The organism is Pseudomonas mendocina (assembly GCF_003008615.1).
In the GTDB taxonomy this organism is placed as follows: domain Bacteria; phylum Pseudomonadota; class Gammaproteobacteria; order Pseudomonadales; family Pseudomonadaceae; genus Aquipseudomonas; species Aquipseudomonas mendocina_C.
In genome coordinates this window covers 3,162,861-3,189,320 of the sequence record NZ_CP027657.1, presented here as the reverse complement: position 1 = coordinate 3,189,320, position 26,460 = coordinate 3,162,861, and the positions used below count along the sequence as shown (strand labels likewise).

23 protein-coding genes are annotated in these 26,460 nt (G+C 62.9%); 15 read left to right on the top strand and 8 right to left on the bottom strand.

Annotated features, from left to right (window positions below):
• Positions 1 to 105: 105 nt before the first annotated feature.
• The 3 genes from C7A17_RS14910 to C7A17_RS14900 are packed head-to-tail and all read left to right on the top strand — an operon-like array spanning position 106 to position 2,978.
• Entirely contained in the window at positions 106 to 1,491 is a 1,386-nt protein-coding gene (locus tag C7A17_RS14910) for an MATE family efflux transporter (RefSeq protein WP_106738746.1), read from the top strand.
• The gene (locus C7A17_RS14905; protein ID WP_106738745.1) at positions 1,466 to 2,494 is read left to right on the top strand and encodes a sensor domain-containing diguanylate cyclase; all 1,029 of its coding nucleotides are present in this window, start codon (positions 1,466 to 1,468) and stop codon (positions 2,492 to 2,494) included. The genes C7A17_RS14910 and C7A17_RS14905 overlap by 26 nt, the downstream gene beginning before the upstream one ends.
• 22 nt (positions 2,495 to 2,516) lie before the next feature.
• The gene (locus C7A17_RS14900) at positions 2,517 to 2,978 is read left to right on the top strand and encodes a DUF2214 family protein (RefSeq protein WP_106738744.1); all 462 of its coding nucleotides are present in this window, start codon (positions 2,517 to 2,519) and stop codon (positions 2,976 to 2,978) included.
• Positions 2,979 to 2,981: 3 nt separating this feature from the next.
• On the opposite strand, the gene C7A17_RS14895 is transcribed toward C7A17_RS14900, so the two are convergent.
• From C7A17_RS14895 to C7A17_RS14865, 7 genes are all read right to left on the bottom strand, one after another.
• Positions 2,982 to 3,413 carry a carboxymuconolactone decarboxylase family protein gene (locus tag C7A17_RS14895; protein WP_106738743.1) on the bottom strand — a complete coding sequence of 144 codons (432 nt, stop codon included), beginning with the start codon at positions 3,411 to 3,413 and terminating at the stop codon, positions 2,982 to 2,984.
• Positions 3,410 to 4,033 carry an FMN-dependent NADH-azoreductase gene (locus C7A17_RS14890; RefSeq protein WP_106738742.1) on the bottom strand — a complete coding sequence of 208 codons (624 nt, stop codon included), beginning with the start codon at positions 4,031 to 4,033 and terminating at the stop codon, positions 3,410 to 3,412. The genes C7A17_RS14895 and C7A17_RS14890 overlap by 4 nt, the downstream gene beginning before the upstream one ends.
• Position 4,034: 1 nt before the next feature.
• Positions 4,035 to 4,475 (bottom strand): GNAT family N-acetyltransferase, encoded by a 441-nt coding sequence (locus C7A17_RS14885; protein WP_106738741.1) that lies wholly within the window; start codon positions 4,473 to 4,475, stop codon positions 4,035 to 4,037.
• Between the two features lie 301 nt (positions 4,476 to 4,776).
• Entirely contained in the window at positions 4,777 to 6,690 is a 1,914-nt protein-coding gene (speA, locus tag C7A17_RS14880; RefSeq protein WP_106738740.1) for an arginine decarboxylase, read from the bottom strand.
• A gap of 121 nt (positions 6,691 to 6,811) precedes the next feature.
• Positions 6,812 to 7,183: a translation initiation factor Sui1 gene (locus C7A17_RS14875; protein ID WP_106738739.1), complete on the bottom strand. Its 372-nt coding sequence runs from the start codon at positions 7,181 to 7,183 to the stop codon at positions 6,812 to 6,814.
• 284 nt (positions 7,184 to 7,467) lie between these two features.
• Entirely contained in the window at positions 7,468 to 8,007 is a 540-nt protein-coding gene (locus C7A17_RS14870; RefSeq protein WP_106738738.1) for an NUDIX hydrolase, read from the bottom strand.
• Entirely contained in the window at positions 8,007 to 9,068 is a 1,062-nt protein-coding gene (locus tag C7A17_RS14865) for a DUF2333 family protein (RefSeq protein WP_106738737.1), read from the bottom strand. The genes C7A17_RS14870 and C7A17_RS14865 overlap by 1 nt, the downstream gene beginning before the upstream one ends.
• Positions 9,069 to 9,326: 258 nt before the next feature.
• On the opposite strand from C7A17_RS14865, the gene C7A17_RS14860 reads away from it, so the two are divergent.
• From C7A17_RS14860 to purD, 12 genes are all read left to right on the top strand, one after another.
• Complete coding sequence (locus C7A17_RS14860) at positions 9,327 to 10,940, top strand: response regulator (protein WP_106738736.1); 1,614 nt, start codon at positions 9,327 to 9,329, stop codon at positions 10,938 to 10,940.
• 101 nt (positions 10,941 to 11,041) lie between these two features.
• Entirely contained in the window at positions 11,042 to 13,006 is a 1,965-nt protein-coding gene (locus tag C7A17_RS14855; RefSeq protein WP_106738735.1) for a methyl-accepting chemotaxis protein, read from the top strand.
• Positions 13,007 to 13,173: 167 nt separating this feature from the next.
• On the top strand, positions 13,174 to 14,967 hold the full coding sequence (gene dsbD, locus C7A17_RS14850) for a protein-disulfide reductase DsbD (RefSeq protein WP_106738734.1): 1,794 nt from the start codon (positions 13,174 to 13,176) through the stop codon (positions 14,965 to 14,967).
• A 121-nt stretch (positions 14,968 to 15,088) separates the two neighbouring features.
• On the top strand, positions 15,089 to 15,538 hold the full coding sequence (aroQ, locus tag C7A17_RS14845) for a type II 3-dehydroquinate dehydratase (RefSeq protein ID WP_106738733.1): 450 nt from the start codon (positions 15,089 to 15,091) through the stop codon (positions 15,536 to 15,538).
• 22 nt (positions 15,539 to 15,560) lie between these two features.
• Positions 15,561 to 16,019, top strand: a complete 459-nt coding sequence (accB, locus tag C7A17_RS14840) for an acetyl-CoA carboxylase biotin carboxyl carrier protein (protein WP_106738732.1) — start codon at positions 15,561 to 15,563, stop codon at positions 16,017 to 16,019.
• 17 nt (positions 16,020 to 16,036) lie between these two features.
• Positions 16,037 to 17,392, top strand: coding sequence for an acetyl-CoA carboxylase biotin carboxylase subunit (gene accC / locus C7A17_RS14835; protein WP_106738731.1), 1,356 nt, complete (start codon positions 16,037 to 16,039; stop codon positions 17,390 to 17,392).
• A 138-nt stretch (positions 17,393 to 17,530) separates the two neighbouring features.
• On the top strand, positions 17,531 to 18,409 hold the full coding sequence (gene prmA / locus C7A17_RS14830; RefSeq protein WP_106738730.1) for a 50S ribosomal protein L11 methyltransferase: 879 nt from the start codon (positions 17,531 to 17,533) through the stop codon (positions 18,407 to 18,409).
• Positions 18,410 to 18,462: 53 nt separating this feature from the next.
• Entirely contained in the window at positions 18,463 to 19,722 is a 1,260-nt protein-coding gene (locus C7A17_RS14825; protein WP_106738729.1) for a DUF3426 domain-containing protein, read from the top strand.
• 229 nt (positions 19,723 to 19,951) lie between these two features.
• The gene (dusB, locus tag C7A17_RS14820; RefSeq protein ID WP_106738728.1) at positions 19,952 to 20,950 is read left to right on the top strand and encodes a tRNA dihydrouridine synthase DusB; all 999 of its coding nucleotides are present in this window, start codon (positions 19,952 to 19,954) and stop codon (positions 20,948 to 20,950) included.
• Positions 20,947 to 21,267 (top strand): DNA-binding transcriptional regulator Fis, encoded by a 321-nt coding sequence (fis, locus tag C7A17_RS14815; RefSeq protein ID WP_106738727.1) that lies wholly within the window; start codon positions 20,947 to 20,949, stop codon positions 21,265 to 21,267. The genes dusB and fis overlap by 4 nt, the downstream gene beginning before the upstream one ends.
• 74 nt (positions 21,268 to 21,341) lie before the next feature.
• Positions 21,342 to 22,949 carry a bifunctional phosphoribosylaminoimidazolecarboxamide formyltransferase/IMP cyclohydrolase gene (purH, locus tag C7A17_RS14810; protein WP_106738726.1) on the top strand — a complete coding sequence of 536 codons (1,608 nt, stop codon included), beginning with the start codon at positions 21,342 to 21,344 and terminating at the stop codon, positions 22,947 to 22,949.
• Between the two features lie 214 nt (positions 22,950 to 23,163).
• Positions 23,164 to 24,453, top strand: a complete 1,290-nt coding sequence (gene purD / locus C7A17_RS14805) for a phosphoribosylamine--glycine ligase (RefSeq protein WP_106738725.1) — start codon at positions 23,164 to 23,166, stop codon at positions 24,451 to 24,453.
• Between the two features lie 127 nt (positions 24,454 to 24,580).
• Here the strand turns inward: purD and C7A17_RS14800 are convergent, their stop codons facing one another.
• Positions 24,581 to 26,260, bottom strand: coding sequence for an MFS transporter (locus C7A17_RS14800; RefSeq protein WP_394337041.1), 1,680 nt, complete (start codon positions 26,258 to 26,260; stop codon positions 24,581 to 24,583).
• Positions 26,261 to 26,460: the final 200 nt, after the last annotated feature.

Here is a 26,460-nt window from a genome sequence, read left to right as displayed (position 1 = left end):
GCCGAGACACCAAAGCGCAGACGAGACGAAGCGACGAATTCCGCCAAGCTGCGCACACTCCGTCACGTGCCTATAATCGGCGATTTGCTGGAGTGGAAGCCTCGCATGCACGCCCTGTTCGAAGCCTGGCGCCACACGCCGACCCAGAGGAAGGTCTGGGCGCTGGCTGCACCGATGATCCTCTCCAACCTGTCGGTACCGATGGTGGCGCTGGTCGATACCGCCGTGGTCGGCCATTTGCCGCATGCCCATCAACTGGCCGCAGTGGCGGTGGGCGGCAGCCTCTATACGTTGCTGACCTGGGCCATGGGTTTTCTACGCATGGGCAGCACCGGTTTCGCCGCGCAGGCCGCCGGACGTGGCGACGGTGGCGCGCTGCGCCAGGTTCTGTTGCAAGGCCTGAGCCTCGGCGTGCTGCTGGCGTTGCTGCTCGGCCTGCTTGCCCTGCCGCTCAGCGGTGCCGCGCTGAGCCTGATGCAGCCCTCGGCCGAACTGGACAGCCTGGCTCGCGAGTTCTTCCAGATCCGCCTGTTTGGCCTGCCGGCGACCCTGGCCAGCTACGCCCTGATCGGCTGGTTGCTGGGCACGCAAAGCGCACGCGGCCCGCTGGCCATGCTGCTGACCATCAACCTGATCAACGTCAGCCTCGATTTGCTGTTCGTCTTCGGTTTCGAATGGGGCGTGACCGGCGTGGCCTGGGCCGCAGTGATCGCCGAATGGAGCGGTGCCCTGCTCGGCCTGTGGCTGACCCGTTATGCCTTGCGCAAGCACCCGGGTCAGCTCGATCCGCGCGCGCTAAAACGCTGGAGCAATTGGCGACCGCTGCTGATGGTCAACCGCGACATCTTCATCCGCACCCTGGCGCTGCAACTGGTGTTCTTTCTGATCACCGTACAAGGCACGCGCCTGGGCGATGCCACGGTGGCCGCCAATGCCCTGCTGCTCAATGGCCTGACTCTTGCCGCCTACGCCCTGGATGGCCTGGCGCATGCGGTGGAAGCGCTGTGTGGCCATGCCCTGGGCGCCCGCGACCGCGACGCGCTGCGCCGCTCGCTGCTGGTCGCCGGCACCTGGTCGCTGCTGGCCAGCGTCGGTTTCGCGCTGTTCTTCCTGTTCGGCGGACACTGGTTCGTCAGCATGCTCACCGACATTGCCGACGTGCGCGAGTTGGCGGTGAGCTTCCTGCCCTACCTGGCCGTGTTGCCATTGCTGGCCGTATGGAGCTACCTGCTCGACGGTCTGTTCATCGGCGCCACCCGTGCCCGCGAGATGCGCGATGCCATGCTCATCGCCCTGATCCTGGCGTTGCCGCTGGCCTGGATGCTGCAAGACATGGGCAACCACGGGTTGTGGTTGGCATTTCTCGCTTTCATGGGGCTGCGAAGCCTGGTGTTGGCTGGCTATGCTTGGAAACTGAGTCGTCGCGACCTGTGGTTCCCACCTTCAGTATCAGGAGAGATCGCCCATGCTCAGCGTCCCGCTGCCCGTTAACGAAACTCAGCGCCAACAGGCACTGGACAGCCTGGAGCTACTCGATACCCCCGCCGATCCCTATCTGGACGCCCTGACCCGCCTGGCTCACGATCTGTTCGGTGTGAGAACCGCACTGATCACCCTGGTCGACCGTGATCGCCAGTGGTTCAAGAGTCGCCAGGGACTGGATGTAGCCGAGACGCCACGCAGCCTGTCCTATTGCTCGCATGCGGTGCTACAGGATGAACCGCTGTTCATCGACGACAGCCACGTGGACGTGCGCTTCGCCGGCACCGAGCTGGCCCTGCGCAACCCTGGTGCCCGCTTCTACGCCGGCTGGCCACTGCACGACGCCGACGGAATTCCCCTCGGCACCCTTTGCCTGGCCGACCCCGAGGCGCGTCAATTGAGCGAGCGCGAGAAGTGTCAGCTACGCGATCTGGCCTACCTGACCGAGGGCTACCTGCATCTGCAGCACAGCTCACGGCAGGCTGAAGAGCTGCGCAATGAGTTGAGCCGTGAGCAGCGCAAAGGCATGCTCGACCCGCTGACGCAACTGTGGAACCGCGCCGGCCTGTTGCATTTTCTACCACTGGAACAGGCGACGGCCGAGCGCAACAACCTGCGCCTGGGGCTGATCTACTGCGATCTGGATCACTTCAAGAAGGTCAACGATCAGCATGGCCACGACGGCGGTGATCACGTGCTGTGGGAAAGCGCACGGCGCATGAGCGCAGCTGTCAGACCTCAGGATGTGGTCACACGCAATGGCGGCGAGGAATTCGTGATCCTCACCCTGGTGCACGATAGCTCCGAGCTGCTGCAGATTGCCGAGCGCATTCGTCTGGCAATTGCCGAACACCCGATCGAACTCGAACATGCAAAGCTGCAGCAGACCGCCAGCCTCGGCTGCACGTTACTCGCCCCCGGCGAAAGCAGTGGCGCGGCGCTCAAACGAGCCGATCAGGCACTTTATCGAGCCAAGCAAGGCGGGCGTAACCGCAGCGAGCTGGCAGACTGAGCCCACACCCGAGAGCATCATCATGACCGCCGCTATCGTCGCCTACCTGCATTACCTGTCGATCTTCGCCCTGTTCGCCCTGCTCAGCATCGAACACGTACTGTTCAAAGCACCGCTGGATCTCAGCCGTGCGCGCAGCCTGATGATCACCGACATCGCCTACGGCATCTGCGCCGGCCTGGTGCTGCTGACCGGTGCAGCCCGGGTGCTGTGGTTCGGCAAAGGCATTGCCTACTACATGGGTAACAGCCTGTTCCACGCCAAGGTCGGGCTGTTCATCCTGGCGGCACTGCTGTCGATTCTGCCGACCTACGTATTCTTCAACTGGCGCAACGCCGTGCGGGCCGGCCAGGTACCCACACCAAGCCCTCGGCAGGTGAAACTGGTGACCTGGAGCATCCGCCTGGAGCTTCTGCTGCTACTGGTAATCCCGCTGCTGGCCACGCTGATGGCGCGCGGTTATGGGGTGATCGCAGCGGGCTAGCAGTTACAGGCGCATACCAATGGCCAAGCGGTTGAGCCCGCTCATCAAGGCCACGGCGATGGTCAGGTCAGAAATTTCCCGGGCGCTGAAGTGCGCCTCCAGTGGCTGGTAGTCACTGTCCGCCGCGTGGCTGTTGGCGATATCGCTCAATGACTCGGCCCAGGCCAGCGCCGCTCTTTCGCGCGGTTCGAAGTGACGACTCACGCGCCACCCGGCCAGGCTGTCGAGCGTGATCTGCGGCACCCCCTCTTCACGCAGGGAGTGGCTGTGTTTCTCCAGACAGTAGGCACAGCCATTGATCTGCGAAATGCGCAGATAGACGAGTTCGACCAGTCGCTTGCCCAGCGGGCCACGCTCCAGCACCGCCTTGGTACTGATCAGCCCCTGCATCGCTTCGGCGGACAGTTCGTAATAGGGTTGACGCAAAGTACTCATGAATACTCTCCTTGAGCGGCAAGATAGGGATTGAACGCCAGTTGTTCACGCGCCTGCGCCAGCATCGCCTCGGCGTGCTCCTGGCCACGAACCAGGCCCTGGAGATGAACGAACTCCAGGTCATGAATGCCGATGGTGCTCAACACGTTTCGCAGGTAAGGCGTGAGAAAGTCCGGCTGGCGCGCCTGCTCGCCACGGTAGAAACCGCCCGAACTCACCACCACGAAGGTCGGCCGATCCGCCAGCAGGCCGACCTTGCCCGCCTCGGTAGCGGCAAAGCTGCGGCCAATGCGCAGCACATAGTCGATCCATAGCTTCAGTGCTGCCGGCACCGTGAAATTGTGCATCGGCGTGGCTATCACCAGGCAATCGCTGCTTTCCAGCTCACCGATCAGTTGCTCGGACAGCCTCAACGCCGGGTCATCCCCTGACGCCTGCGCAACCAGCGCATCGGCATAGGCCGCGTGCAAGGCAGGCAAAGGCTCGCTCGCCAGATCGCGCTCCACGAGCTGCGCATGGGGATGGCGCTGACGCAAACGCTCGACCAGTTCCTGGGCCAGGCGACTGCCGCGACTCTGCTGCCCATAAGGACCGCATTCCAACAACAGAATTCGCTGCATTTCAAAGTTCCTCACGAAAGTGCATGCCAATGGCCAGCAAGCCCTGACGGTAGTAGAAGCGCTGCCCACGTGCATTGCCCAATGCGGTATCCAATACGAGGTTGGCGCAGCCGAGGCGCGATGCTTCTGTGCGAACCTCGGCCAGCAGTTGCTCACCGATGCCCTGACTGCGCAGATCCTCGCGGGTGATCAGGTCATCGACATAGAAAAAACGCCCATGCAGCAGGTTTTCCTGAAGGCGACAGCCGGCGAGCCCCAACACCTCGTCGCCAGCACGTGCCGCCAGCAGACGATAGCCTTGCTCCGCCTGGCGCTGTAGGCGCCGAAGGAAGTCATCGGCGTCGCTCAGATGCGGGCGCAAGACACGCATCAGCGGGAAGCAGGCGCGCAACTCATGCGAGTCGCTAAGCCAGTCGTAACGGCAATCAGTGGTTGGGGTCATGGCGTTCTCCATCGAAGATGCCGCTACTCTAGGCAGAGACTGGCATAGTCGATAGAGCCAAAAACTTACGAACTGACTAGGACAATGACATTCAGCATCACCCACCTATTCCAGGCACGCCGGGCAGGAAGGCGACCGCGCCCTGTTACCGAGACAAATCCCGGTATAGCTGCTCTTGAGGGTTCGGATTGGAGGTAGCGGCGTACTTGCGGCAGTGGATTGCAGCTGGCGCGACATCATCGCCAGCGCCGAACAGGCATTGCACCTGTCTCGGCGTCTGGCTATCGCGATTAGCGGATGCTCAGGGAGCCAGGTAGGACGAGCGAGTCAGGCCCAGACGCAGCGCATCGAGGAACTGCGTGCGTTCACGCGCGCTGATCTTGGCGCTGGCCACCTTGTCGCGGTAGTGGGTCATCAGCTCCTCGGGGGACAGGTGCACGTAGCGCAGCATGTCCTCGATAGTGTCGTGGGTCTCGATACCGGCATGCACCACGCTGCCGTCGGCGGACTGGTAAATGTTCACCGAGTCGGTGTCGCCGAACAGGTTGTGCATGTCACCGAGGATTTCCTGGTACGCACCGACCAGGAAAATGCCCAGCACGTAGTCCTCGCCCTCGCGAATCTCGTGTACCGGCAGGCTGGTCTCGATCGACTGCTCGTCGACGTACTGGCGGATCTTGCCGTCGGAGTCGCAGGTCAGATCCTGCAGCACGGCACGGCGCAGCGGTTCTTCGTCCAGGCGCGACAATGGCAGGATCGGCAGGATCTGGCCGATGGCCCAGGTATCCGGCAGGCTCTGGAATACCGAGAAGTTGCAGATGTACTTGTCGGCGAGCTTGTCGTTGAGTTCGTCGAGCACCGCACGGTGCGAGCGCTGACGGGCCTTGAGCTGATTGTGCAGGCGACGGCAGATGGCAAAGTAGCACTGCTCGGCCAGTGCCTTCTGCGCCAGGCTCAGCTTGCCAGCCGAATACTGCGCGGCCACTTCTTCGATGTAGTGGGTGGCGCGCCAGTAGGTTTCAGCGACCATTTCCGGGTCGCTGTCGTCCAGCAGCTCGATCAGTACCTGGAGGATTTCCGGCTGTTCGACGCTCGCGTCGATCTCCGGAACCTTGTCGTTGTGGCGCTCGACGTCGGTCACCTGAACCAGCAGCACGGCGTGGTGCGCAGTCATCGCTCGGCCGCTCTCGGAGAAGATATGCGGATGAGGGATTTCCTGGCGGTCGCAGAACTCCTTGAGCATGTCGACCACGGCGTCGGCGTAGTCCTGCATGTCGTAGTTGATCGAGCTGGCATTGCGCGAATGGGTACCGTCGTAATCCACGCCGAGGCCGCCGCCGACGTCGATGTGATCGACCGGCAGGCCCATGGCACGCAGCTCGCCGTAATATCGGATAGCCTCGCGGAAACCCTTGCGGTAATCGGCGATGTTGGCGATCTGCGAACCCATGTGGAAGTGCAGCAGGCGAATACCCTGATCCAGCCCGGCCGCGCGGAAGCGCTCGACCACCGAGAGGATCTGCGCGGCGGACAGACCGAACTTGGACTTCTCGCCACCGGTGTCGGCCCACTTCGAGGATGCCAGCGACGACAGGCGCACGCGCAGGCCGATCTGCGGCGCGACCTTGAGCTCGGCCGCCTCCTCGATCACCAGACTGACTTCCGATTCCTTCTCGATCACGATGAATACGTTGTGGCCAAGCTTCTGCCCCATCAGCGCCAGGCGAATGAACTCGCGATCCTTGTAACCGTTGCAGACGATGGTGCCGCCCTTCGGCGCCAGCGCCAGCACGGCTAGCAGCTCGGGTTTGGAGCCGGCTTCGAGGCCGATGGAGACGTTCTGCGTGGCAATGATGTTCTCGATCACCGCCTCCTGCTGGTTGACCTTGATCGGGTACAGCGCGGTGTAACGGCTCTGGTATTCCAGGCGCTCGATACTGGCGTCGAAGGCCCCGGTCAGGCGGCGCACGCGATCTTGCAGAATGTCCGGGAAGCGCACCAGCAGCGGCAGCGACAGGCCACTCTGACGCAGCTCGTCGACCTGCTGATAGAGGTCGATAGGCTGGCTTTCCGGCCCGTTGGGACGCACTTCGATACGCCCGGCGTCGTTGATCGAAAAATAGCCGGCGCCCCAGTGGCGAATGCCGTAGACACTGCGGCTATCGGCTACGGTCCATTGACTGCCGTCGTCTTTGCGGGTGCGTCGTGCGGACATCGGGTTCTCCCATGAGAAAAGCCTGACCATACTGGCGGCCAGTTTAAAAATTAAGGAAGCAATATGACGTTTGCTCGGCGATTGACCGTATGAGCGTCATCGAAGTTTAGAAAAGGACGCTTCAGCCGCCGGACTTCTTCGCGGTAAAACCGCGTTTGCTCAGCTCGACCAGCAACAGATCGACATGGTCGCCCTGGATCTCGATCACGCCATCCTTGAGCGCGCCACCGGTGCCGCAGCGCTTCTTCAGCGCACTGGCCAACTCCTTGAGCGGCTCTTCGGCCAGCGGCACGCCGCTGACGGTGGTGACGGTCTTGCCGCCACGGCCCTTGGTTTCGCGGCGTACGCGGGCGATGCCGTCGCCGTCGGGAATACGCGTCTGTTTGCAGATGCAGGCATCCACCGGCTGATTGCAATCCGGGCAATGACGACCGCCATCGGTGGAATAGACGAGACCGCTCAACGCGGCAAATGAAGAGGCTTTCTTGACCACCGGCTTGTCCTCGTAGGGGTCAGGATAGCGACTGGCTGAACGGGTTCAGCCGCGAAGCCCCACTCAGGCAGGGGCAGCGCAAGCGGACAGACGTCCGCCGAAAAGGCCGCGCAGTTTAACGGCAAAGGCTGGACTTGCTAAGTCTATATTTGCGTCATTGTGCGGCACTTTGGCGACGCTGTTCGCTATCGGACACAGCATGCTCGCAATGCCCTACACCGTAGGGGGGCGCCGTGCGCACCGCCTTTACATCTGAGACGGAGCTTCGGTGCGCACAGCGCCCCCTACGACATTGCAGCCAGATAACGCTCCAGTGCCGCCAATGAATCCGGGCAATACGGCAGGCGGTGGGTTTCCGCCAGCGCCTGTTCGATGCTGATGAAGCGCGCCTCCAGCACCTCCTCCGGCTGCAACACCAACGGCGCATCGGACACCGCCGAATAGGCCATGCACCATAGGCGGCTTTCGGGAGCGTCATAGAGAAAGTGGGCATGCTCGACCAGCGCCGCATCGACGATGCCCAACTCTTCGGCCAACTCACGCTGGGCCGACAGTGCGTAACCCTCGCCTTCCAGCACCATGCCGCCCGCCGCCACGTCCCAATAACCGGGATACAGCGCCTTGCTCAGGGTTCGTCGGTGTACGCACAGCAGCCCGGCCGAGTTGAACAGAAGAATATAGGTACCGCGACCGATCAGACGCCGCTCGCGCAACTCGGCCCGGGAGACGCCACCCAGCGGCTGATCGTTCTCATCGACCCAGGCGACCCGCTCGTTATCGGAGGCAGCGCGATGCGCCGCCTCTGCCGCCGAGATCGCCGCCATCAACCCTGGCTCAGCAGTTGGCGCAGGTCGATCAGGCCCGCGTTGGCACGCGAGATGTAGTTGGCCATCACCAGCGAGTGGTTGGCGAGAATGCCGTAGCCGCTGCCGTTGAGGATCATCGGGCTCCACAGGGTGGCCTGGGCCGCCTCCAGCTCGCGGATGATCTGACGCACGCTGACGGTGGCGTTCTTCTTCGCCAGCACATCGGCGAAGTCCACTTCGATGGCACGCAGCAAGTGAGCCAGCGCCCAGGCCTGACCGCGTGCTTCATAGAACACGTTGTCGATCTGCAGCCATGGCGTCTCGTAAACACCGCCCTCGCTCACCACCCCGGACTCCTGGGCGTCGTTGCCTACCTCCAGGCTGGTGCTCAGGCGTACTTGACCAACACTGGCCGACAGGCGTTGCGACAGCGAACCCAGGCGCGTGCCCGCGTCACCGAGCCAGTTGTTGAGGTTATCGGCACGGGTATAGAACTGTGCATTCTGCTGGCTCGGATCGGCCAGACGAGCCAGGTAGCGATCCAGCGACTTGATGCCCTCGCGGTACTCGGACTCGGAAGCCGGCAATGCCCAGCTCTTGTTGTCGAAGTGAAAACGCGGCTCGGCCTTGGCCAGATCCGGATCCTCGGTGGACTGCGACTGCGAACGGGCGAAATCTTTGCGCAGTGCGCGAGACAGGTCACGTACCTGCACCAGCACGCCGTATTCCCAGCTCGGCATGTTGTCCAGCCAAAGGCCGGGTGGGGCGAGGTCGTTGGACAGGTAGCCACCGGGCTTGTCCAGCAGCGTACTGGCGACCTGCTTGAGGGTTTCCACGGTGGTATAACCGGTCACCATCTGCCGCTGCGCTTGCTGCGCTGCGCTCTGGGCGTGCTGTTGAACCTGGAACGAGGCCGGCTCCTGACTCCAGTACCAACCGACCACCAGAGCGATCAGCAGATAGACACCGATCAAGCCGCCCAGTGCACGAGCGATCAGGCTACCGCCACTGCGGCTACCTCCTGCGGCCTTCTCGGTGCTGCCTTGCGAGTTCGTCGCACGATTCTTCCAGTCCAGCATGGCAGTGTCCTTTTTTAAGCGAATTCGAGTGTTCGACCACAACCCGGCCAACGGGTTGCGACCTATTCCGCACTATAAGGCAAGCCTGCAGCAAAACGCAGAGCACGGGGGCAAACTTACCGTTGGTACGGGAAAACTACATTTCTGTCGCCTATTCGACAGAAATACCGACGTCAATTGATCGACGGCAATGCCAGCGCCACCAGCAAGTGATAGCATCAAGCCACCACTGACTTAACCACCTATAGAAGTCGGCCCATGACCGAGCACCTGGATCCCAGTCGCGATCGCCTCAAGCATCACTTCGCTCAGCGCGTGATTCATCAGGCGCGCCAGGTGCTGGAAGTCTGGCAACGCCTGCAACGCAGCGAATGGAATGACGCCGGTATGGCCGAACTGACCGAGGCCAACCTGCGCCTGCTGCGTTATGCCGAGCGTTTCGAGCAGATCGAGCACGCGCAACTGGCGCAAAACATTGGTGCCAGCCTCGACGACGTTGTGGAGAATCGCGGGCGTCTCAACAGTACCCTGATCTCCCGACTCAATCAGGCCATGCAACGCCTTTCGCGTACCGGCCTGCGCCACAGCGATGCCTTCGAGCAGACGTTCCTGCCGCCGCTGCGCAAACCGGTCTACCTGGCCCTGCAGGATACCCAGCGCGCCGAGCGCCTGGCCCAGCAGCTGGAGTTTTTCGGCCTGGCGGCTCAATCTCTGGACGATGCCCAGGCATTCCGCGCCGCCATCGCCGAACGCCACCCGGCTGCCATCGTCATGGATGTCGACTTCGCCGGGGCCGGCCTGGAGCTGGCCGAATCGGTACAACAAGGGCTGGAGCAGAAGATTCCCCTGCTGTTCTTCAGTCATTGCGACACCGATACCCCGACCCGCCTTGCCGCGGTGCGCGCGGGCGGCCAGGAATTCTTCACCGGATCACTGGACGCCTCCAGCCTGCTCGAACGCATCGAGGTGCTGACCCACGTCGCCCAATACGACCCGTACAAGGTGCTGATCGTCGACGACTCCAAGGCCCAGGCCACGCACACCGAGCGTGTACTCAACAGCGCCGGCATCCTCACCCACACCCTGACCGAGCCGATCAAGGCGATGGACGCGCTGGCCGAGTTCCAGCCGGATCTGATCATCCTCGACATGTACATGCCAGAGTGCAACGGCGCCGAGCTGGCCAAGGTGATCCGCCACAACGACCGCTACGTCAGCGTACCGATCATCTATCTGTCGGCCGAGGACGACCTCGACAAGCAGCTCGATGCCATGAGCGAAGGCGGCGATGACTTCCTCACCAAACCGATCAAACCGCGCCATCTGATCGCCACCGTGCGCAACCGCGCAGCCCGTGCGCGCAACCTCAAGGCGCGCATGGTGCGTGACAGCCTCACCGGCCTGTACAACCACACCCACACCCTGCAACTGCTTGACGACGCCTGCTACCGGGCGCGCCGCGAAGAGCAGCCGCTGGCTTTCGCCATGCTCGACATCGACCATTTCAAGAAGGTCAACGACACCTATGGCCACCCCATGGGTGACCGGGTGATCAAGAGCCTGGCGCTATTTCTCAAGCAACGCCTGCGCAAGACCGATCACATCGGCCGTTACGGTGGTGAGGAGTTTGCCGTGGTGTTGCCGGACACCGACGAACAATCCGCGCTCAAGGTGCTGGAAGAGATTCGTCAGCGCTTCGCCGAGATCCACTACCCGGCCCAACCGCAGGATCTGTCCTGCACCTTCAGTTGCGGTATCGCCATGCTGCAACCAGGCCTGGACGGCAACGCGCTGTCCAAGCATGCCGACGAGGCGCTGTACAAGGCCAAGAACGGCGGTCGCAACCGGGTGGAGCTGTACTGCGGCGACTGATCGCTACCCAGGAGGAATGTGACGCAGCTCACTGCGTCATCAGGCTGTAACCGAAACGCAATAACCTCGAGCGCATCGTTCAGTCGTCGATCGAGCCTGCCATGCGTCTCAAGCTGCTCACCAACCTCAATACCCTGCTGCTGGTCACCGTTTGTATCGCCCTGGCAGCGACCTTGTGGTGGTCGCAGCGCGCTCTGCAACAGCCGGTACAGTTGATGGAGCGTTACCTCGCACTGTCGCAGCAGTTCCAGCATGACGTCGCCGACAACATCCAGGCCTACCTCGCCAACGGCAATGCCGTGCAACACAGCGCGGCCAGCAAGGCCATCGACGCCTTCGAGCAAGCCCTCGACGCACTGCCGCAGCAACTGGCCGGCGAACTGCGCCCAAGCCTGGAACAGCTGCGCGATTTCAGTGCCACTCAGCTGCTGGCCGCCGGCAAGCTGGCTGGCGATCCTCAGGGGCTGCTGCTACAGGCCGAACGGGAAATGCTCGCGACCCTCGAACAACTGACCCAATACGCCGACAACGCCACCGGCGAGCTGGCTGCACGCTATCGCAAGCCGCTGCTCGACGCCGGCTCGCGCCTGCTGCGCCTGGCCCATGCGCGGGAACGCTTCATCAGTCAGGGTCGCCCGGAATTGCTTGGCGACGTCGAGCGCGAACTGAAGACGCTCACGCAACTGGTGGAAACCCTCGACAGCCTACCCTTGCTCGGCGTGCAGCAGGACGACAGCACCGCCGACCTCGGTTTCGCCGCCATGCTCGGGCTGGACTCAACGCAGCAGGATCAGCAGGCCCAGGATCGCGGTATCGACCTCAAGCGCGAACTGAATACGCTGGTTCGCCGCTATCCGGGCGAGCTGCAACGCACCCATGAGCTGGTCGAGCAACGCCAGCAACTGGCCGTGACCACTGGCCAGCGCGTGGCACAACTGCAACAGGCGTTGGCCGAACTGGAGCCAGTGGTCAAAGGCGAATACGCCCGCATCCAGAGTGAGGTGCGACTGATTCAAGGCCTGATGATCGGCCTGATTCTGTTGATTGCGCTGGTCATCGACCGCATCCAGCGGCGCCTGTCGCAGGTGTTGGGCAACCTGGTTCCCGCACTATCGAACTGGGCCAGTGGCGACTTCGCCGCACCGATCACGATCAACTCCCGCACCCGCGAGCTGCGCGATATCGAGGACTCGCTCAACCACCTGCGTCGCTATCTGGTCGAGCTGGTCGCCAGTATTCGCGGCCATGCCGAACAGGTCGCCGGCTCCAGCCGCACATTGGCCGAACTCAGTACCGGCCTACATGCCGGCGCCGAACGCCAGGCTGGCGATACTGCACTGATACGCGATGCACTGGGCGAGCTGGAGGCCACCATCGGCCAGGTGGCTCAGGATGCCAGCCAGAGCGCAGACGCCAGCCGCGATGCCGATCGCGCCCTGGAGCAAGGCCAGCAAGTCATCGGCCAGAGCCTGGAAGGACTGCATGCGCTGGTCGGCGAGGTACAGGACAATGCCCAGGCCATCGAACGCCTGGCCGACGAGACCGCCACCATCGGCGGCGTGCTCACGGTGATTCGAGGTATCGCCGAACAGACCAATCTGCTTGCGCTCAATGCCGCCATCGAGGCAGCCCGGGCTGGCGAGGCCGGCCGAGGCTTCGCCGTGGTAGCCGATGAAGTGCGTTCACTGTCACAACGCACCGGCAATGCCACGGCGGAAATCCAGAATGCCATCGGCCGCCTGCAGCAGGCCGCACATCAGTCCGTGCAGGCGATGCGCGCCCAGGTCGAACATGCCGAAGCAACTGCCGGCAAAGCCGAAGCGGCCGATGGCGCCCTGGACGAGATCGTCACGGCGATTCGCACCATCGCCAACATGTCTGCACGCATCGCCGAGGCTACCGCCCAGCAAAGCGATGCCGTCAGCGAGATTCGCGAGCATGGCGAACGCATCCATCAACTCGGCGACGAGAACCTGCAGCGCATCGGCCAAGGCCGCGCTCAGGGCGAGCAGTTGTTGCAACTCGGCTCGCAACTGCACAGCGCGGTACAGGCGTTCCGAGTCTGAACCTGCGGCATAGCCGCGCAGGCCTGGCGCCGCAGGGAACTCGCTCCATGCCTTTTCCTCCAAGGGCCGTCCATCCCGGAAAATCGACAGCCCGACCAAGCTGACGAAATGTGCATGGGCGCTTTCAGCTATCATGCCGCCACCTTTTCGCCGAGATAGTCGCCCCGATGTCACTGCGCCGTCTGCTGCTTCCCTTCTTGCTGCTTTGCCTGAGCCTGCCGGCCAGCGCCAATCTGTTCGACCGCCCGGCGGCCTCCCCCATTGGCGCGCCGCTGAACAACAGCAGTGACTTCCTGCCGGTGCGTGAAGCCTTCAAGCTGAGCCTGGTGAGCAGCGACGCCAAGGCCGTGACCCTGCGTTTCGTCGCAGCCGAGGGCTACTACCTCTATCGCCATCGTTTCAATTTCAGTGTCGAGCCGACCGACCTCGTACCCAACGAGGCCGAGCTGCCTGCCGGTGAAGCCAAGCACGATGAGTTCTTCGGCGATGTCGAGGTGTACTACGGCGTACTGGACATTCGCCTGCCGCTGGACAACCCGGGCAACCGCCCGCTGCGCCTGCAGGTCGGCTACCAGGGCTGCGCCGACAAGGGTCTGTGCTACCCACCGGAAACCGAGTTCATCGAGATCGGTGACATGCCGGCCGCCACCTCCGGCGGTGCACTGACGACCGTAGCGACCGCAGCAGCGGCCTGGAACTGGAAAGAACTGATGCTGTTCTTCCTTGGCGGCCTGGCCCTGACCTTCACGCCCTGCGTGCTACCGATGCTGCCGATACTGTCCGGCGTGGTGCTGCGCGGTCAGTTCGGCGGCATGCGTGGCCTGACCCTGTCGCTGGCCTACGTGCTGCCAATGGCGGCCTGCTTCGCCATCCTCGGTACCCTGATGGGCTTGTTCGGTGCCGGTCTCAACCTGCAGGCGCGCCTGCAGTCGCCCTGGATTCTGGTGCCTTTCGCCGCCTTCTTCACGGTATTCGCCCTGGCCATGTTCGGCCTGTTCGAGCTGCGCCTGCCACGTCTGATCAGCGAACCGCTGGATCGCCTGGCCGGCAAGACCCATGGTGGCTCGCACCTCAATGCGGCCCTGCTTGGCGTACTCTCCAGCCTGCTGGTCAGCCCCTGCGTTTCGGCACCACTGGCCGGCGCCCTGCTCTATATCAGCGCCAGCGGCGATGCCTTGGGGGGCGGCCTCAAGTTGCTGGCTCTGGGCCTCGGCATGGGTACACCACTGGTGCTGTTCGCCGTTGGCGGCGGTGCCTTGCTGCCGAAGAGCGGCACCTGGATGGTCACCGTGCGCAACGCTTTCGGCGTGCTGCTGTTGGCGGTGTCGGTATGGTTGCTCGAACGCGTACTGCCCGGCAGCCTGAGCCTGGCCCTGTGGGGATTGCTGGCCGGTGGCGTGGCAGTGTTCCTCGGTGCGCTGGAATTCGGCCCGAAGACGCATCGGCAGAAACTCGGCCAGATCGCAGGCCTGGCGCTGCTGGTCTATGCGCTGGCCGCCGGCTTCGGCGCGCTGCAGGGCGCAAGCGATCCGCTGCGCCCCCTGGCTCAGCTTGCGAGCGCAGCCACCGGCAGTGCCGCCAGCAGCAAGAGCGGCGCCTGGCAAACGCTGAGCAGCCCAGCCGAACTGGACGCTGCCCTGGCCGAAGCCAAGGCCGCCAATCAACCGCTGCTGCTGGACTGGTACGCCGACTGGTGCATCAGTTGCAAAGTCATCGAGCGCGAAGTGTTCGGCAATGCCGAGGTAGGCAGCAAGCTCGGTGGCTGGCGCCTGATCCGTTTCGACATCACCGAAAGCAACGCCGCCCAGCGTGCTCTGCTGGATCGTTACAACCTCTTCGGCCCACCGGCCATCCAGCTGTTCGCCGGTAACGGTGACGAATTGAACGATCTGCGTGTCGTAGGCGAGATCGGTGCTGCCGCCTTCTCGACACGACTCGATCAGGCCGCCCCCCGTCGGTAGCGACCAAAACCGACAACATAGTCATATTCTTGCCACAAACGGCAGGCATCGTGTCGACTATTGCTGACATCGACGAGCTGCGGCATAGTCCGGCGCAGCTCGAACAACAAGGAATGCGACCATGGCCACTCTATTGGTGCTGCACGGCCCCAATCTCAACCTGCTGGGCACCCGTGAGCCCGACAAGTACGGCGCCACCACCCTCGCCGAAATCAACCAGAACCTGGAACAGCAGGCGCGCGAGGCAGGCCATCACCTGATGTACCTGCAGAGCAATGCCGAGTACGAGTTGATCGACCGCATTCACGCCGCAAAAGGCGAAGGCGTCGACTTTATCCTGATCAATCCTGCCGCTTTTACCCATACCAGCGTCGCATTACGTGACGCATTGCTGGCAGTGAGCATCCCATTCATCGAAGTGCACCTCTCCAACGTGCACAAGCGTGAACCTTTTCGCCATCACTCCTACTTCTCCGACGTTGCGGTAGGAGTGATCTGCGGCCTCGGCGCCAGCGGCTACCGCCTGGCTTTGGAAGCCGCGCTAGAACAACTTGAAGCTAAACGACCCTGACCTCACCGGGAGTGGAACCGCTATGGATATCCGTAAAGTCAAGAAACTGATCGAGCTGCTGGAAGAATCCGGTATCGACGAGCTGGAGATCAAAGAGGGCGAAGAGTCCGTACGCATCAGCCGTCACAGCAAGCAACCGGCTTACGCTGCACAACCGATCTACGCTCCGGCACCGGCCCCTGCTGCCGCTCCGGTTGCCGCCGCAGCCCCGAGCGCTGAAGCTGCTCCAGCCGCGCCGAAACTGAACGGCGCCGTGGCCCGCTCGCCGATGGTTGGTACTTTCTACCGCGCCGCCTCGCCGACCTCGGCCAACTTCGTCGAAGTCGGCCAGACTGTGAAGAAAGGCGACATCCTGTGCATCGTCGAAGCGATGAAGATGATGAACCACATCGAAGCCGAAGCCAGCGGCGTGATCGAATCGATCCTCGTGGAAAACGGCCAGCCGGTTGAGTACGACCAACCCCTGTTCACCATCGTTTGATGCCCGGGGAGCCTGCAATGCAGAAGCTGGAAAAAGTCCTGATCGCCAACCGTGGCGAAATCGCCCTGCGCATTCTGCGCGCCTGCAAGGAACTGGGCATCAAGACGGTGGCCGTACACTCCACCGCCGACCGTGAGCTGATGCACCTGGGCCTGGCCGACGAATGCGTCTGCATTGGCCCGGCCCCTGGCTCGCTGTCGTACCTGAACATCCCGGCCATCATCAGCGCCGCCGAACTGACTGGCGCCACCGCCATTCACCCGGGCTACGGCTTCCTGGCCGAGAACGCCGACTTCGCCGAACAGGTGGAGAACTCCGGCTTCGCCTTCATCGGCCCGAAAGCCGACACCATTCGCCTGATGGGCGACAAGGTGTCTGCCAAGGACGCCATGATCAAGTCCGGCGTACCGGTGGTGCCTGGCTCCTCCGGCCCGCTGCCGGAAGATGAGGAAGAAGCCCTGCGCATCGCCCGTGAAGTCGGCTACCCGGTGATCATCAAGGCCGCAGGCGGCGGCGGTGGTCGCGGCATGCGCGTGGTGTACAAGGAAGAAGACCTGATCAAGTCGGCCAAGCTGACCCGCACCGAAGCCGGTGCCGCATTCGGCAACCCGATGGTCTATCTGGAAAAATTCCTCGGCAACCCGCGCCACGTCGAAGTCCAGGTGCTGTCCGACGGCCAGGGCAACGCGATTCACCTATATGACCGCGACTGCTCGCTGCAGCGCCGTCACCAGAAGGTGATCGAAGAGGCTCCGGCCCCACTGATCGACGAGAAGGCTCGCGCCGAAGTGCTCAAGCGCTGCGTCGATGCCTGCGTCGAGATCGGCTACCGCGGCGCCGGCACCTTCGAGTTCCTCTACGAAGATGGTCGTTTCTACTTCATCGAAATGAACACCCGTGTTCAGGTGGAGCACCCGGTTACCGAAATGGTCACCGGCATCGACATCCTCAAGGAGATGCTCAGCATCGCCGCTGGCAACAAGCTGTCCATCAAGCAGGAAGACGTGAAGATCCTCGGCCACTCCGTGGAGTGCCGGATCAACGCCGAAGACCCGGACAACTTCATGCCCAGCCCAGGCAAGGTCAAGCACTTCCATGCTCCGGGCGGCAATGGCGTTCGCGTCGACTCGCACCTGTACAGCGGCTACAGCGTCCCGCCGCACTACGACTCGCTGATCGGCAAGCTGATCACCTTCGGCAAGGATCGTGACGAGGCCATGGCCCGCATGCGCAATGCTCTGGACGAGATCGTGGTCGACGGCATCAAGACCAACGTCCCACTGCACCGCGACCTGACCCGCGACAAGGGTTTCGTCAAAGGTGGCGTGAATATCCATTACCTGGAAAAGAAACTGGGTATGGATAAGCACTGAGTCAGTGCTTGACGTATGACAGGGGCTGCCTTCGGGTGGCCCTTGTCGTTTCCGGCCGATAGCCGAACTGGCCGGTCGGCCATCCGTTCAAGTAAGCTGCGCGGCCAAACGCCCCGCGCACCGTTCATGAGGTTTTCCATGCCCTGGTTACAAGTCCGTCTCGCCATCACTCCCGAGCAGGCGGAAACCTACGAAGATGCCCTGCTGGAAGTGGGCGCCGTATCGGTGACCTTCATGGATGCCGAAGATCAACCGATCTTCGAACCGGATCTGGGCACCACGCCGCTGTGGTCGAACACCCATCTGCTCGCCCTGTTCGAAGCCGATACCGACGAAACCGCGCTGATCGCCCACCTGCAACTGCTCTGTGACGGTGCCCTGCCAGAGCACCAGATCGAACGCATCGAAGATCAGAACTGGGAGCGCAGCTGGATGGACAACTTCCAGCCGATGCGCTTCGGCCAACGCCTGTGGATCGTTCCGAGCTGGCACGCCGCGCCGCAACCGGACGCGGTCAACCTGCTGCTCGATCCGGGCCTGGCCTTCGGCACCGGCACCCACCCAACCACCGCGCTGTGTCTGGAATGGCTCGACGGCCAGACACTGAACGACTGCAGCGTGATCGACTTCGGTTGTGGCTCCGGCATCCTCGCCATCGCCGCGCTGCTGCTCGGCGCCCCGCGAGCAGTCGGTACCGATATCGACCCGCAAGCCCTGGAAGCCTCGCGCGACAATGCCTCGCGCAATGGCATCGACCCGGCACGCTTTCCGGTTTACCTGCCGGCCGACCTGCCGCAACAGCCGGCTGACGTGGTCGTCGCCAACATTCTCGCTGGCCCGCTGGTTTCCCTGGCACCTCAGATCACCGCACTGGTCAAAGGCGGTGGACGCCTGGCGCTGTCCGGCATTCTCGCCGAGCAGGCCGATGAGGTACGCGCAGCCTATGCCGATGCCTTCGAACTCGACCCGACAGCCATCAAGGACGGCTGGGTTCGTATCAGCGGTATCAAGCGCTGAACCCAGCGCAGCCGTTACGCTAGACTAGCCGCTTGGATTTTCCGGAACCGCGCATGAGCGAAAACCACGTCACCCAGTGCCCCCATTGCCGCACCAGCTTCCGCGTCAGCCAGGCGCAACTGGCTGCTGCGCATGGCGCCGTGCGCTGCGGGGCTTGCCTGCACGTGTTCAATGCCGCTGAACAACTGTTCGGCGCAGCCGCCGCCAATCGCCCAGCCGTGGTCAAAGCCGCGCCCACATCAGCCCTCACGCCGTCGCCCAGCGCAAAGCCGGCAGCCAAGCCCGCCGACGACACCCTGTGGATTCACGACGACCTCGATCTGGATAGCCTCGACCTGGACGAGGAACTGGCCAGGCTGGAGGAGCAGGAGCAACAGCTGTCACAGCAGTTCCTCGCCCTGGAACGTGCCCCGCACCCAGCCGAGCACTTCGACAACAACGCCCTGCCTGCCGATGACGAAACGCACGACGAGGCATGGGCAGAAGCCCTGCTGCGCGACGAGCCGGCCAAACGCCGCAGTTTCGAGCTGCAACCGAGCGACGACAGCAACACCGCGCAAACGCCTGCTCCCCATGTCGACCTCGCCCCCACAACCGCGCCGGCAGCGACTCAGGCACTGTCCATCGGCGACGATCTCGATGAACCGGGCGAGCCACATCTCGGCAACCTGACTCCCGAGCAGGACGACGAAGATGATCAGGAACCTGAACGCCAGGGTGATCGCGAGGCCGTCAAAAGCTCTCGTAGCGAACCGAACCTGCGTGAGACGCGCCTGTTCGAACTGGACGACGAACCGCTGCAACTAGACTGGAGCCCAGCACCAGCCACCCCCTGGGGACGCTGGTTCGGCTGGGGCCTGCTCAACCTGCTCGCAGCCGGCGGACTGCTGGCACAGTACGCCGCTTACAATTTCGACGAGCTGGCCCGCCAGGATCGTTATCGTCCCTGGTTCGAGCAGCTGTGCCCGAGCATCGGTTGCGAACTGCCATCGAAGGTCGATATCAGCCAGATCCGCAGCAGCAATCTGGTGGTGCGCAGCCATCCGGAGTTCTCCGGCGCACTGATCGTCGACGCCATCCTCTACAACCGCGCGCCCTTCGCCCAGCCCTTCCCGCTGCTGGAAATGCGCTTCGCTGACCTTGGTGGCCAACTGATCGCCAGCCGCCGCTTCAAGCCCAGCGAGTACCTGGCTGGCGAGCTGGCCGGGCAAAGCGAAATGCCGCCGCAGACGCCGATCCACATCTCCCTGGACATCCTCGACCCAGGCCCCCGCGCGGTGAACTACAGCCTCAGCTTCCACTCCCCCGAGTAGCCTGGAGAGGCCGCGACCCGTGGTTGCAGGCCGTCCATCTAACTACTGGCGATAAGCCCATAGCTGTTCAGAATTTGTTCAAAACGACCTTTATCCGGTCATCCAGAGCGGGTATCATGCCCACCCTTTCGCGAGCACCGACCCACCATCGTTTCCCCTGAGGACACAGTGGAGGCCTGGTGTTGATCGCCCTTTGTCTCAACTGCGAACCAACAAGCAGGGACGCCCCATGTCGGCCCCACGTATTGGCCCTTACACATTGCCCAATCGGTTGATTCTGGCCCCTATGGCCGGCGTCACCGATCGCCCGTTCCGCCAACTGTGCCGCCGCCTTGGCGCCGGCCTGGTGGTGTCGGAGATGGTCACCAGCGATGTGCGCCTGTGGAATAGCCGCAAATCCAGCCTGCGCCTGCTGCATGCAGGTGATCCCGAGCCACGCTCGGTGCAGATCGCCGGGGGCGACCCGCAGATGATGGCCGATGCGGCGCGCAAGAACGTCGAGCTGGGCGCGCAGATCATCGACATCAACATGGGCTGCCCGGCCAAGAAGGTCTGCAACAAGGCTGCCGGCTCTGCCCTGCTGCGCGACGAGTCGCTGGTACGCGAGATTCTTCATGCGGTGGTGAACGCGGTCGACGTACCGGTCACCCTGAAGATTCGCACCGGCTGGGATCGGCAGAACAAGAACGGCGTTACCGTCGCGAAAATCGCCGAAGACGCCGGAATTGCCGCACTTTCCGTACATGGCCGCACCCGCGCCGACCTTTATACCGGCGAAGCCGAGTACGACACCATCGCCGCCATCAAACAGGCGATATCGATTCCGGTGTTCGCCAATGGCGACATCGATTCCCCACGCAAGGCCAAGGCCGTGCTCGACGCCACGGGCGCCGATGCCCTGCTGATCGGCCGCGCCGCCCAAGGGCGGCCGTGGATCTTCCGCGAGATCGAGCACTACCTGCGCACCGGCGAAAATCTGCCGGCTCCCGCACTGATCGAGGTGGAACACATTCTGCTAGAGCACCTGGCCGCACTGCACGCCTTCTATGGCGATTTGATGGGCGTACGCATTGCCCGCAAGCATGTCGGCTGGTATCTGGCAACCCTGCCGGGCGCCAGGGAGTTTCGCGCCCAATTCAACCGTCTGGACAGTACGGACGCCCAGTGCGCCCACGTTCGTGAGTTCTTCCACGAACGGCACAACGATGGAAACGAGGTGGCCGCATGACGTTGATGACTGAGACCTTAGTGAGTGGAATTGCACCCGTGAGTGACAACACCAGCCTGAAACAGCACCTGAACACGCCGAGCGAGGAGGGTCAGACCCTGCGTGGCGCCGTAGAGAAGGCGCTGCACAACTATTTCGCCCATCTTGAGGGCGCTGACGTCACCGACGTGTACAACCTGGTGCTGACCGAAGTGGAAGCCCCGCTGCTGGAAAGCGTCATGAACTACGTGAAGGGCAACCAGACCAAGGCTTCCGAGCTGCTCGGCCTGAACCGTGGCACCCTGCGCAAGAAGCTCAAGCAGTACGACCTGCTGTAAACCTGAACTCCCGAAAAGGGCGGCCCACATGAGCCGCCTTTTTTGCTGATATTCCCGCTCTGATGGATGCTGAAATGACCGACCAGACCACCCGCCTTCCCGTCCGCCGCGCGCTGATCAGCGTTTCCGACAAGACCGGCATCCTCGAGTTCGCCCGCGAACTGGCTGCCCTCGGTGTCGAGATTCTCTCCACCGGCGGCACCTACAAGCTGCTCAAGGACAACGGCGTGGCCGCGGTCGAAGTCGCCGACTACACCGGCTTCCCGGAGATGATGGACGGCCGCGTGAAGACCCTGCACCCGAAGATTCACGGTGGCATCCTCGGCCGCCGTGCCATCGACGGCGCGGTGATGGACGAGCACGGCATCAAGCCAATCGACCTGGTGGCGGTCAACCTGTACCCCTTCGAAGCCACCGTGGCCAAACCTGACTGTGACCTGGCCGACGCCATCGAGAACATCGATATTGGCGGCCCGACCATGGTGCGCTCTGCCGCGAAGAACCACAAAGACGTGGCCATCGTGGTCAACACCAGTGACTACGCCGGTATCGTCGAAGCCCTGAAAGCCGGCGGCCTGACCTACGCCCAGCGCTTCGACCTGGCGCTGAAGGCCTTCGAGCACACCGCGGCCTACGACGGCATGATCGCCAACTATCTGGGCACCATCGACCAGGCAGCGGGCACCCTGTCCACCGAAGGCCGCGGCGCCTTCCCGCGCACCTTCAACAGCCAGTTCATCAAGGCGCAGGAAATGCGCTACGGCGAGAACCCGCACCAGAGCGCGGCGTTCTACGTCGAGGCGAAGAAAGGCGAGGCCAGCGTGTCCACCGCCGTGCAGCTGCAGGGCAAGGAACTGTCGTTCAACAACGTCGCCGACACCGACGCGGCGCTTGAATGCGTGAAGAGCTTCGTCAAGCCGGCCTGCGTCATCGTCAAGCACGCCAACCCCTGCGGCGTCGCCGTGGTACCGGAAGACGAAGGCGGCATCCGCAAGGCCTACGACCTGGCCTACGCCACCGACACCGAATCTGCCTTCGGCGGCATCATCGCCTTCAACCGCGAGCTGGACGCTGAGACCGCCAAGGCCATCGTCGAGCGTCAGTTCGTCGAAGTGATCATCGCCCCGAGCATCAGCGCCGCCGCCCGTGAAGTGGTCGCCGCCAAAGCCAATGTGCGCCTGCTCGAGTGCGGCCAGTGGCCAGCCGAACGTGCTGCAGGCTGGGACTTCAAGCGCGTCAACGGCGGCCTGCTGGTACAGAGCCGCGACATCGGCATGATCAAGGCCGAAGACCTGAAGATCGTCACCCAGCGCGCGCCGAGCGAGCAGGAGATCCATGACCTGATCTTCGCCTGGAAAGTGGCCAAGTTCGTCAAATCCAACGCCATCGTCTACGCCAAGAACCGCCAGACCGTCGGCGTCGGCGCCGGCCAGATGAGCCGCGTCAACTCCGCGCGCATCGCCGCGATCAAGGCCGAGCATGCCGGCCTGCCGGTACCCGGCGCAGTCATGGCCTCGGACGCCTTCTTCCCGTTCCGCGACGGTATCGACAACGCCGCCAAGGCCGGCATCACCGCGGTGATCCAGCCAGGCGGTTCGATGCGTGACAACGAAGTGATCGCCGCTGCCGACGAAGCCGGTATCGCCATGGTGTTCACCGGCATGCGCCACTTCAGGCACTAAAATCGGGCGCACTGAAACCGGCATCTGCGTTGTTGCCCTGGGTTCCGCCAATGCTCATTGCCAATAGGCAACTCCGCTTGTCGAAACCTAGGGAGCCTAGCATCTACCGGCTTCATCGCGCCCTCGAATTCGTAGAACGTAGCCCGGATGAAATCCGGGAGCGCCCCCACTTGAAAGCCCCGGATTGCATCCGGGCTACGCTCAGGAGAATCCCATGAACGTATTGATCATCGGCAGCGGCGGTCGTGAACACGCCCTGGCCTGGAAAGTGGCGCAGGACAAACGCGTCGAGAAAGTCTTCATCGCTCCTGGCAACGCTGGCACCGCCACCGAAGCCAAGTGTGAAAACGTCGCCATCGACGTCCTGGATATCCAGGCACTGGCCGATTTCGCCGAAAAGAACGTGCAACTGACCATCGTCGGCCCGGAAGCGCCGCTGGTCAAAGGCGTGGTCGACCTGTTCCGCAGCCGCAAACTGGACATCTTCGGCCCCACCGCCGCCGCCGCCCAGCTGGAAGGCTCCAAAGCCTTCACCAAGGATTTCCTGGCCCGTCAGAACATCCCGACGGCCGACTACCAGAACTTCACCGAGGTCGAGCCAGCCCTGGCCTACCTGCGTGAAAAAGGCGCGCCGATCGTGATCAAGGCCGACGGCCTGGCCGCCGGCAAAGGCGTGATCGTAGCCATGACCCTGCAGGAAGCCGAAGACGCCGTGCGCGACATGCTCGCCGGCAATGCCTTCGGTGACGCGGGCTCGCGCGTGGTGATCGAAGAGTTTCTGGATGGTGAAGAGGCCAGCTTTATCGTCATGGTCGACGGCGAAAACGTATTGCCGATGGCCACCAGCCAGGATCACAAGCGCGTTGGCGATGCCGACAGCGGCCCGAATACTGGCGGCATGGGCGCCTACTCGCCTGCGCCGGTGGTCACCGCCGAGGTGCACAAGCGCGTGATGGACGAGGTGATCTACCCCACCGTGCGCGGCATGGCAGCCGAAGGTAACGTCTACACCGGTTTCCTCTATGCCGGTCTGATGATCGACAAGTCGGGCGCGCCGAAAGTCATCGAGTTCAACTGCCGCTTCGGCGACCCGGAAACCCAGCCGATCATGGTGCGCCTGGAAAGCTCGCTGGTACTGCTGGTCGAGGCCGCGCTGGCCAAGGCGCTGGACAAGGTCGAAGCGACCTGGGATCCGCGTCCGACCGTTGGCGTGGTGCTGGCAGCAGGCGGCTACCCGGGCGACTACGCCAAGGGCGACGTGATCGAAGGCCTGGATGAAGCAGCCAAGCTCGACGGCAAGGTATTCCACGCCGGTACCGCGCTGAAGGACGGCCAGATCGTCACCGCTGGCGGCCGCGTGCTCTGCGCTACCGCCATCGGCGCCAGCGTTGCCGATGCCCAGCAGCAGGCTTACCGCCTGGCCGAGAAGATTCGCTGGAACGGCATGTTCCACCGCAACGACATCGGCTATCGGGCCATCGCCCGCGAGCGCGGCGAGGGCTGACAGCACCTCGTTACGTAGCCCGGATGCAATCCGGGACAGAAAGCGCGAGTTCCCCGGATTGCATCCGGGCTACAACCGCCAAAGAAAAGGCCCCGCAGATGCGGGGCCTTTTCGTTTCGGTAGGCGATCAATGCCAGTTGCGCAGATCTCGATCCTTGGTTTCCGGCATCAGGAACAAGCCAATGAAGAAGGTCATCACCGCCACGATGATCGGGTACCACAAGCCGTAATAGATATCCCCCGTCGCTGCCACCATCGCGAATGCGGTGGTCGGCAGGAAGCCCCCGAACCAGCCATTACCAATGTGGTATGGCAACGACATCGCCGTGTAGCGGATACGTGTCGGGAACAGTTCGACCAGCAAGGCAGCAATCGGTCCGTAGACCATGGTCACGAACAGCACCAGAACCGTCAGCAGCAAGACCAGCATCGGTTTGTTGATCTGCTCCGGATCAGCCTTGGCCGGATAACCGGCATTGCGGATCGCCTCAGTCATGCTGGCGTTGAAGGCATCGGACTGCGCCTTGAACTGATCGGCCGGCATGCCAGCCCCTTCGAAGGAAGCGATGGTCTGGTCGCCGATGCGAATGCTCGCCACGGTACCGGCCGGAGCGGCCTCGTTGGAGTAGTTCACCGAGTTGCGCGCCAGGAAGCCCTTGGCGATGTCGCAAGACGCCACGAACTTGGCAGTACCGACCGGGTTGAACTGGAACGAGCACGCGTTCGGATCAGCCACGACCACAACCGGCGAGTTGGCCTGGGCCTGCTCCAACGCCGGATTGGCGTAGTGAGTGATCAGCGCGAACAGCGGGAAGTAGGTCAGTGCCGCGACCAGGCAACCGCCGAGGATGATCGGCTTGCGCCCGATCTTGTCCGACAGCCAGCCAAAGATGACGAAGAACGGCGTACCGATCAGCAGCGACAAGGCGATCAGGATGTTCGCCGTCGCACCGTCCACTTTCAGTGTCTGCGTAAGGAAGAACAGCGCGTAGAACTGCCCGGTATACCAGACCACCGCCTGACCGGCGGTGCCACCAAACAGGGCGATCAACGCAACCTTGGCATTTTCCCAGCGACCGAAGGCTTCGGTCAGCGGTGCCTTGGAGGTCTTGCCCTCCTCCTTCATCTTCTTGAAGGCCGGGCTTTCACTGAGGGTCAGGCGAATCCACACCGACACACCGAGCAGTACGATGGACAACAGGAACGGGATGCGCCAGCCCCAGGCGGCGAACGCTTCCTCACCGAGCCAGGTACGGGTGCCAAGAATCACCAGCAGCGAGAGGAACAGCCCCAGTGTAGCGGTGGTCTGGATCCACGAAGTGTAGAAGCCACGCCGGCCATGTGGCGCGTGTTCGGCCACGTAGGTCGCCGCCCCGCCGTACTCCCCACCCAGCGCCAGCCCCTGGAACAGTCGGAGAATGATGAGGATGATCGGCGCCGCGATGCCCCACTGCGCATAGGTAGGCAGGATGCCGACGATGAACGTCGACAGGCCCATGATCAGGATGGTGATGAGGAAGGTGTACTTGCGGCCAACCAGATCCCCCAGGCGGCCGAAGAAGATCGCACCGAATGGGCGCACCGCAAAACCGGCGGCGAATGCCATGAGAGCGAAGATGAAGGCTGCGGTTGGGTTGACGCCGGAGAAGAACTGCACCGCGATGATGGCGGAGAGTGAACCGTACAGATAGAAGTCGTACCACTCGAAGACCGTGCCCAGGGACGAGGCGAGAATGACCTTGCGCTCCTCCTTGGTCATCGGCCTCGCTGCTTCATGTCCACCCTCTACTGCTGAATCTACACTCATGGCTGCCTCCATGACGTCATTGAGGCCTGGAGCGCCGATCGCCCTGTGCCCGGACGTCTTTCTTGTGATTGTTCTGATTGGCAAGGCTAGACGCCTATGGCGAAGGCAGCACTAGACATTAGTCTAATGCGCGTATTTTCCTGAAAATGCCTCTAACCACCGAATCATCTGGCCTGCAGCCAATGACAGGCACGCTACCG

Bases quoted from the DNA above. Each gene is read 5' to 3' on its own strand.
- C7A17_RS14865 (WP_106738737.1), bottom strand. From the start codon at position 9,068: ATGCTGGACTGGAAGAATCGTGCGACGAACTCGCAAGGCAGCACCGAG.
- dsbD (WP_106738734.1), top strand. From the start codon at position 13,174: ATGTCACTGCGCCGTCTGCTGCTTCCCTTCTTGCTGCTTTGCCTGAGC.
- C7A17_RS14800 (WP_394337041.1), bottom strand. From the start codon at position 26,260: ATGAGTGTAGATTCAGCAGTAGAGGGTGGACATGAAGCAGCGAGGCCG.
- purD (WP_106738725.1), top strand. From the start codon at position 23,164: ATGAACGTATTGATCATCGGCAGCGGCGGTCGTGAACACGCCCTGGCC.
- prmA (WP_106738730.1), top strand. From the start codon at position 17,531: ATGCCCTGGTTACAAGTCCGTCTCGCCATCACTCCCGAGCAGGCGGAA.
- aroQ (WP_106738733.1), top strand. From the start codon at position 15,089: ATGGCCACTCTATTGGTGCTGCACGGCCCCAATCTCAACCTGCTGGGC.
- C7A17_RS14860 (WP_106738736.1), top strand. From the start codon at position 9,327: ATGACCGAGCACCTGGATCCCAGTCGCGATCGCCTCAAGCATCACTTC.
- C7A17_RS14900 (WP_106738744.1), top strand. From the start codon at position 2,517: ATGACCGCCGCTATCGTCGCCTACCTGCATTACCTGTCGATCTTCGCC.
- accC (WP_106738731.1), top strand. From the start codon at position 16,037: ATGCAGAAGCTGGAAAAAGTCCTGATCGCCAACCGTGGCGAAATCGCC.
- C7A17_RS14885 (WP_106738741.1), bottom strand. From the start codon at position 4,475: ATGACCCCAACCACTGATTGCCGTTACGACTGGCTTAGCGACTCGCAT.
- speA (WP_106738740.1), bottom strand. From the start codon at position 6,690: ATGTCCGCACGACGCACCCGCAAAGACGACGGCAGTCAATGGACCGTA.
- C7A17_RS14905 (WP_106738745.1), top strand. From the start codon at position 1,466: ATGCTCAGCGTCCCGCTGCCCGTTAACGAAACTCAGCGCCAACAGGCA.
- C7A17_RS14825 (WP_106738729.1), top strand. From the start codon at position 18,463: ATGAGCGAAAACCACGTCACCCAGTGCCCCCATTGCCGCACCAGCTTC.
- C7A17_RS14910 (WP_106738746.1), top strand. From the start codon at position 106: ATGCACGCCCTGTTCGAAGCCTGGCGCCACACGCCGACCCAGAGGAAG.
- dusB (WP_106738728.1), top strand. From the start codon at position 19,952: ATGTCGGCCCCACGTATTGGCCCTTACACATTGCCCAATCGGTTGATT.
- C7A17_RS14855 (WP_106738735.1), top strand. From the start codon at position 11,042: ATGCGTCTCAAGCTGCTCACCAACCTCAATACCCTGCTGCTGGTCACC.
- accB (WP_106738732.1), top strand. From the start codon at position 15,561: ATGGATATCCGTAAAGTCAAGAAACTGATCGAGCTGCTGGAAGAATCC.
- fis (WP_106738727.1), top strand. From the start codon at position 20,947: ATGACGTTGATGACTGAGACCTTAGTGAGTGGAATTGCACCCGTGAGT.
- C7A17_RS14890 (WP_106738742.1), bottom strand. From the start codon at position 4,033: ATGCAGCGAATTCTGTTGTTGGAATGCGGTCCTTATGGGCAGCAGAGT.
- purH (WP_106738726.1), top strand. From the start codon at position 21,342: ATGACCGACCAGACCACCCGCCTTCCCGTCCGCCGCGCGCTGATCAGC.
- C7A17_RS14870 (WP_106738738.1), bottom strand. From the start codon at position 8,007: ATGGCGGCGATCTCGGCGGCAGAGGCGGCGCATCGCGCTGCCTCCGAT.
- C7A17_RS14895 (WP_106738743.1), bottom strand. From the start codon at position 3,413: ATGAGTACTTTGCGTCAACCCTATTACGAACTGTCCGCCGAAGCGATG.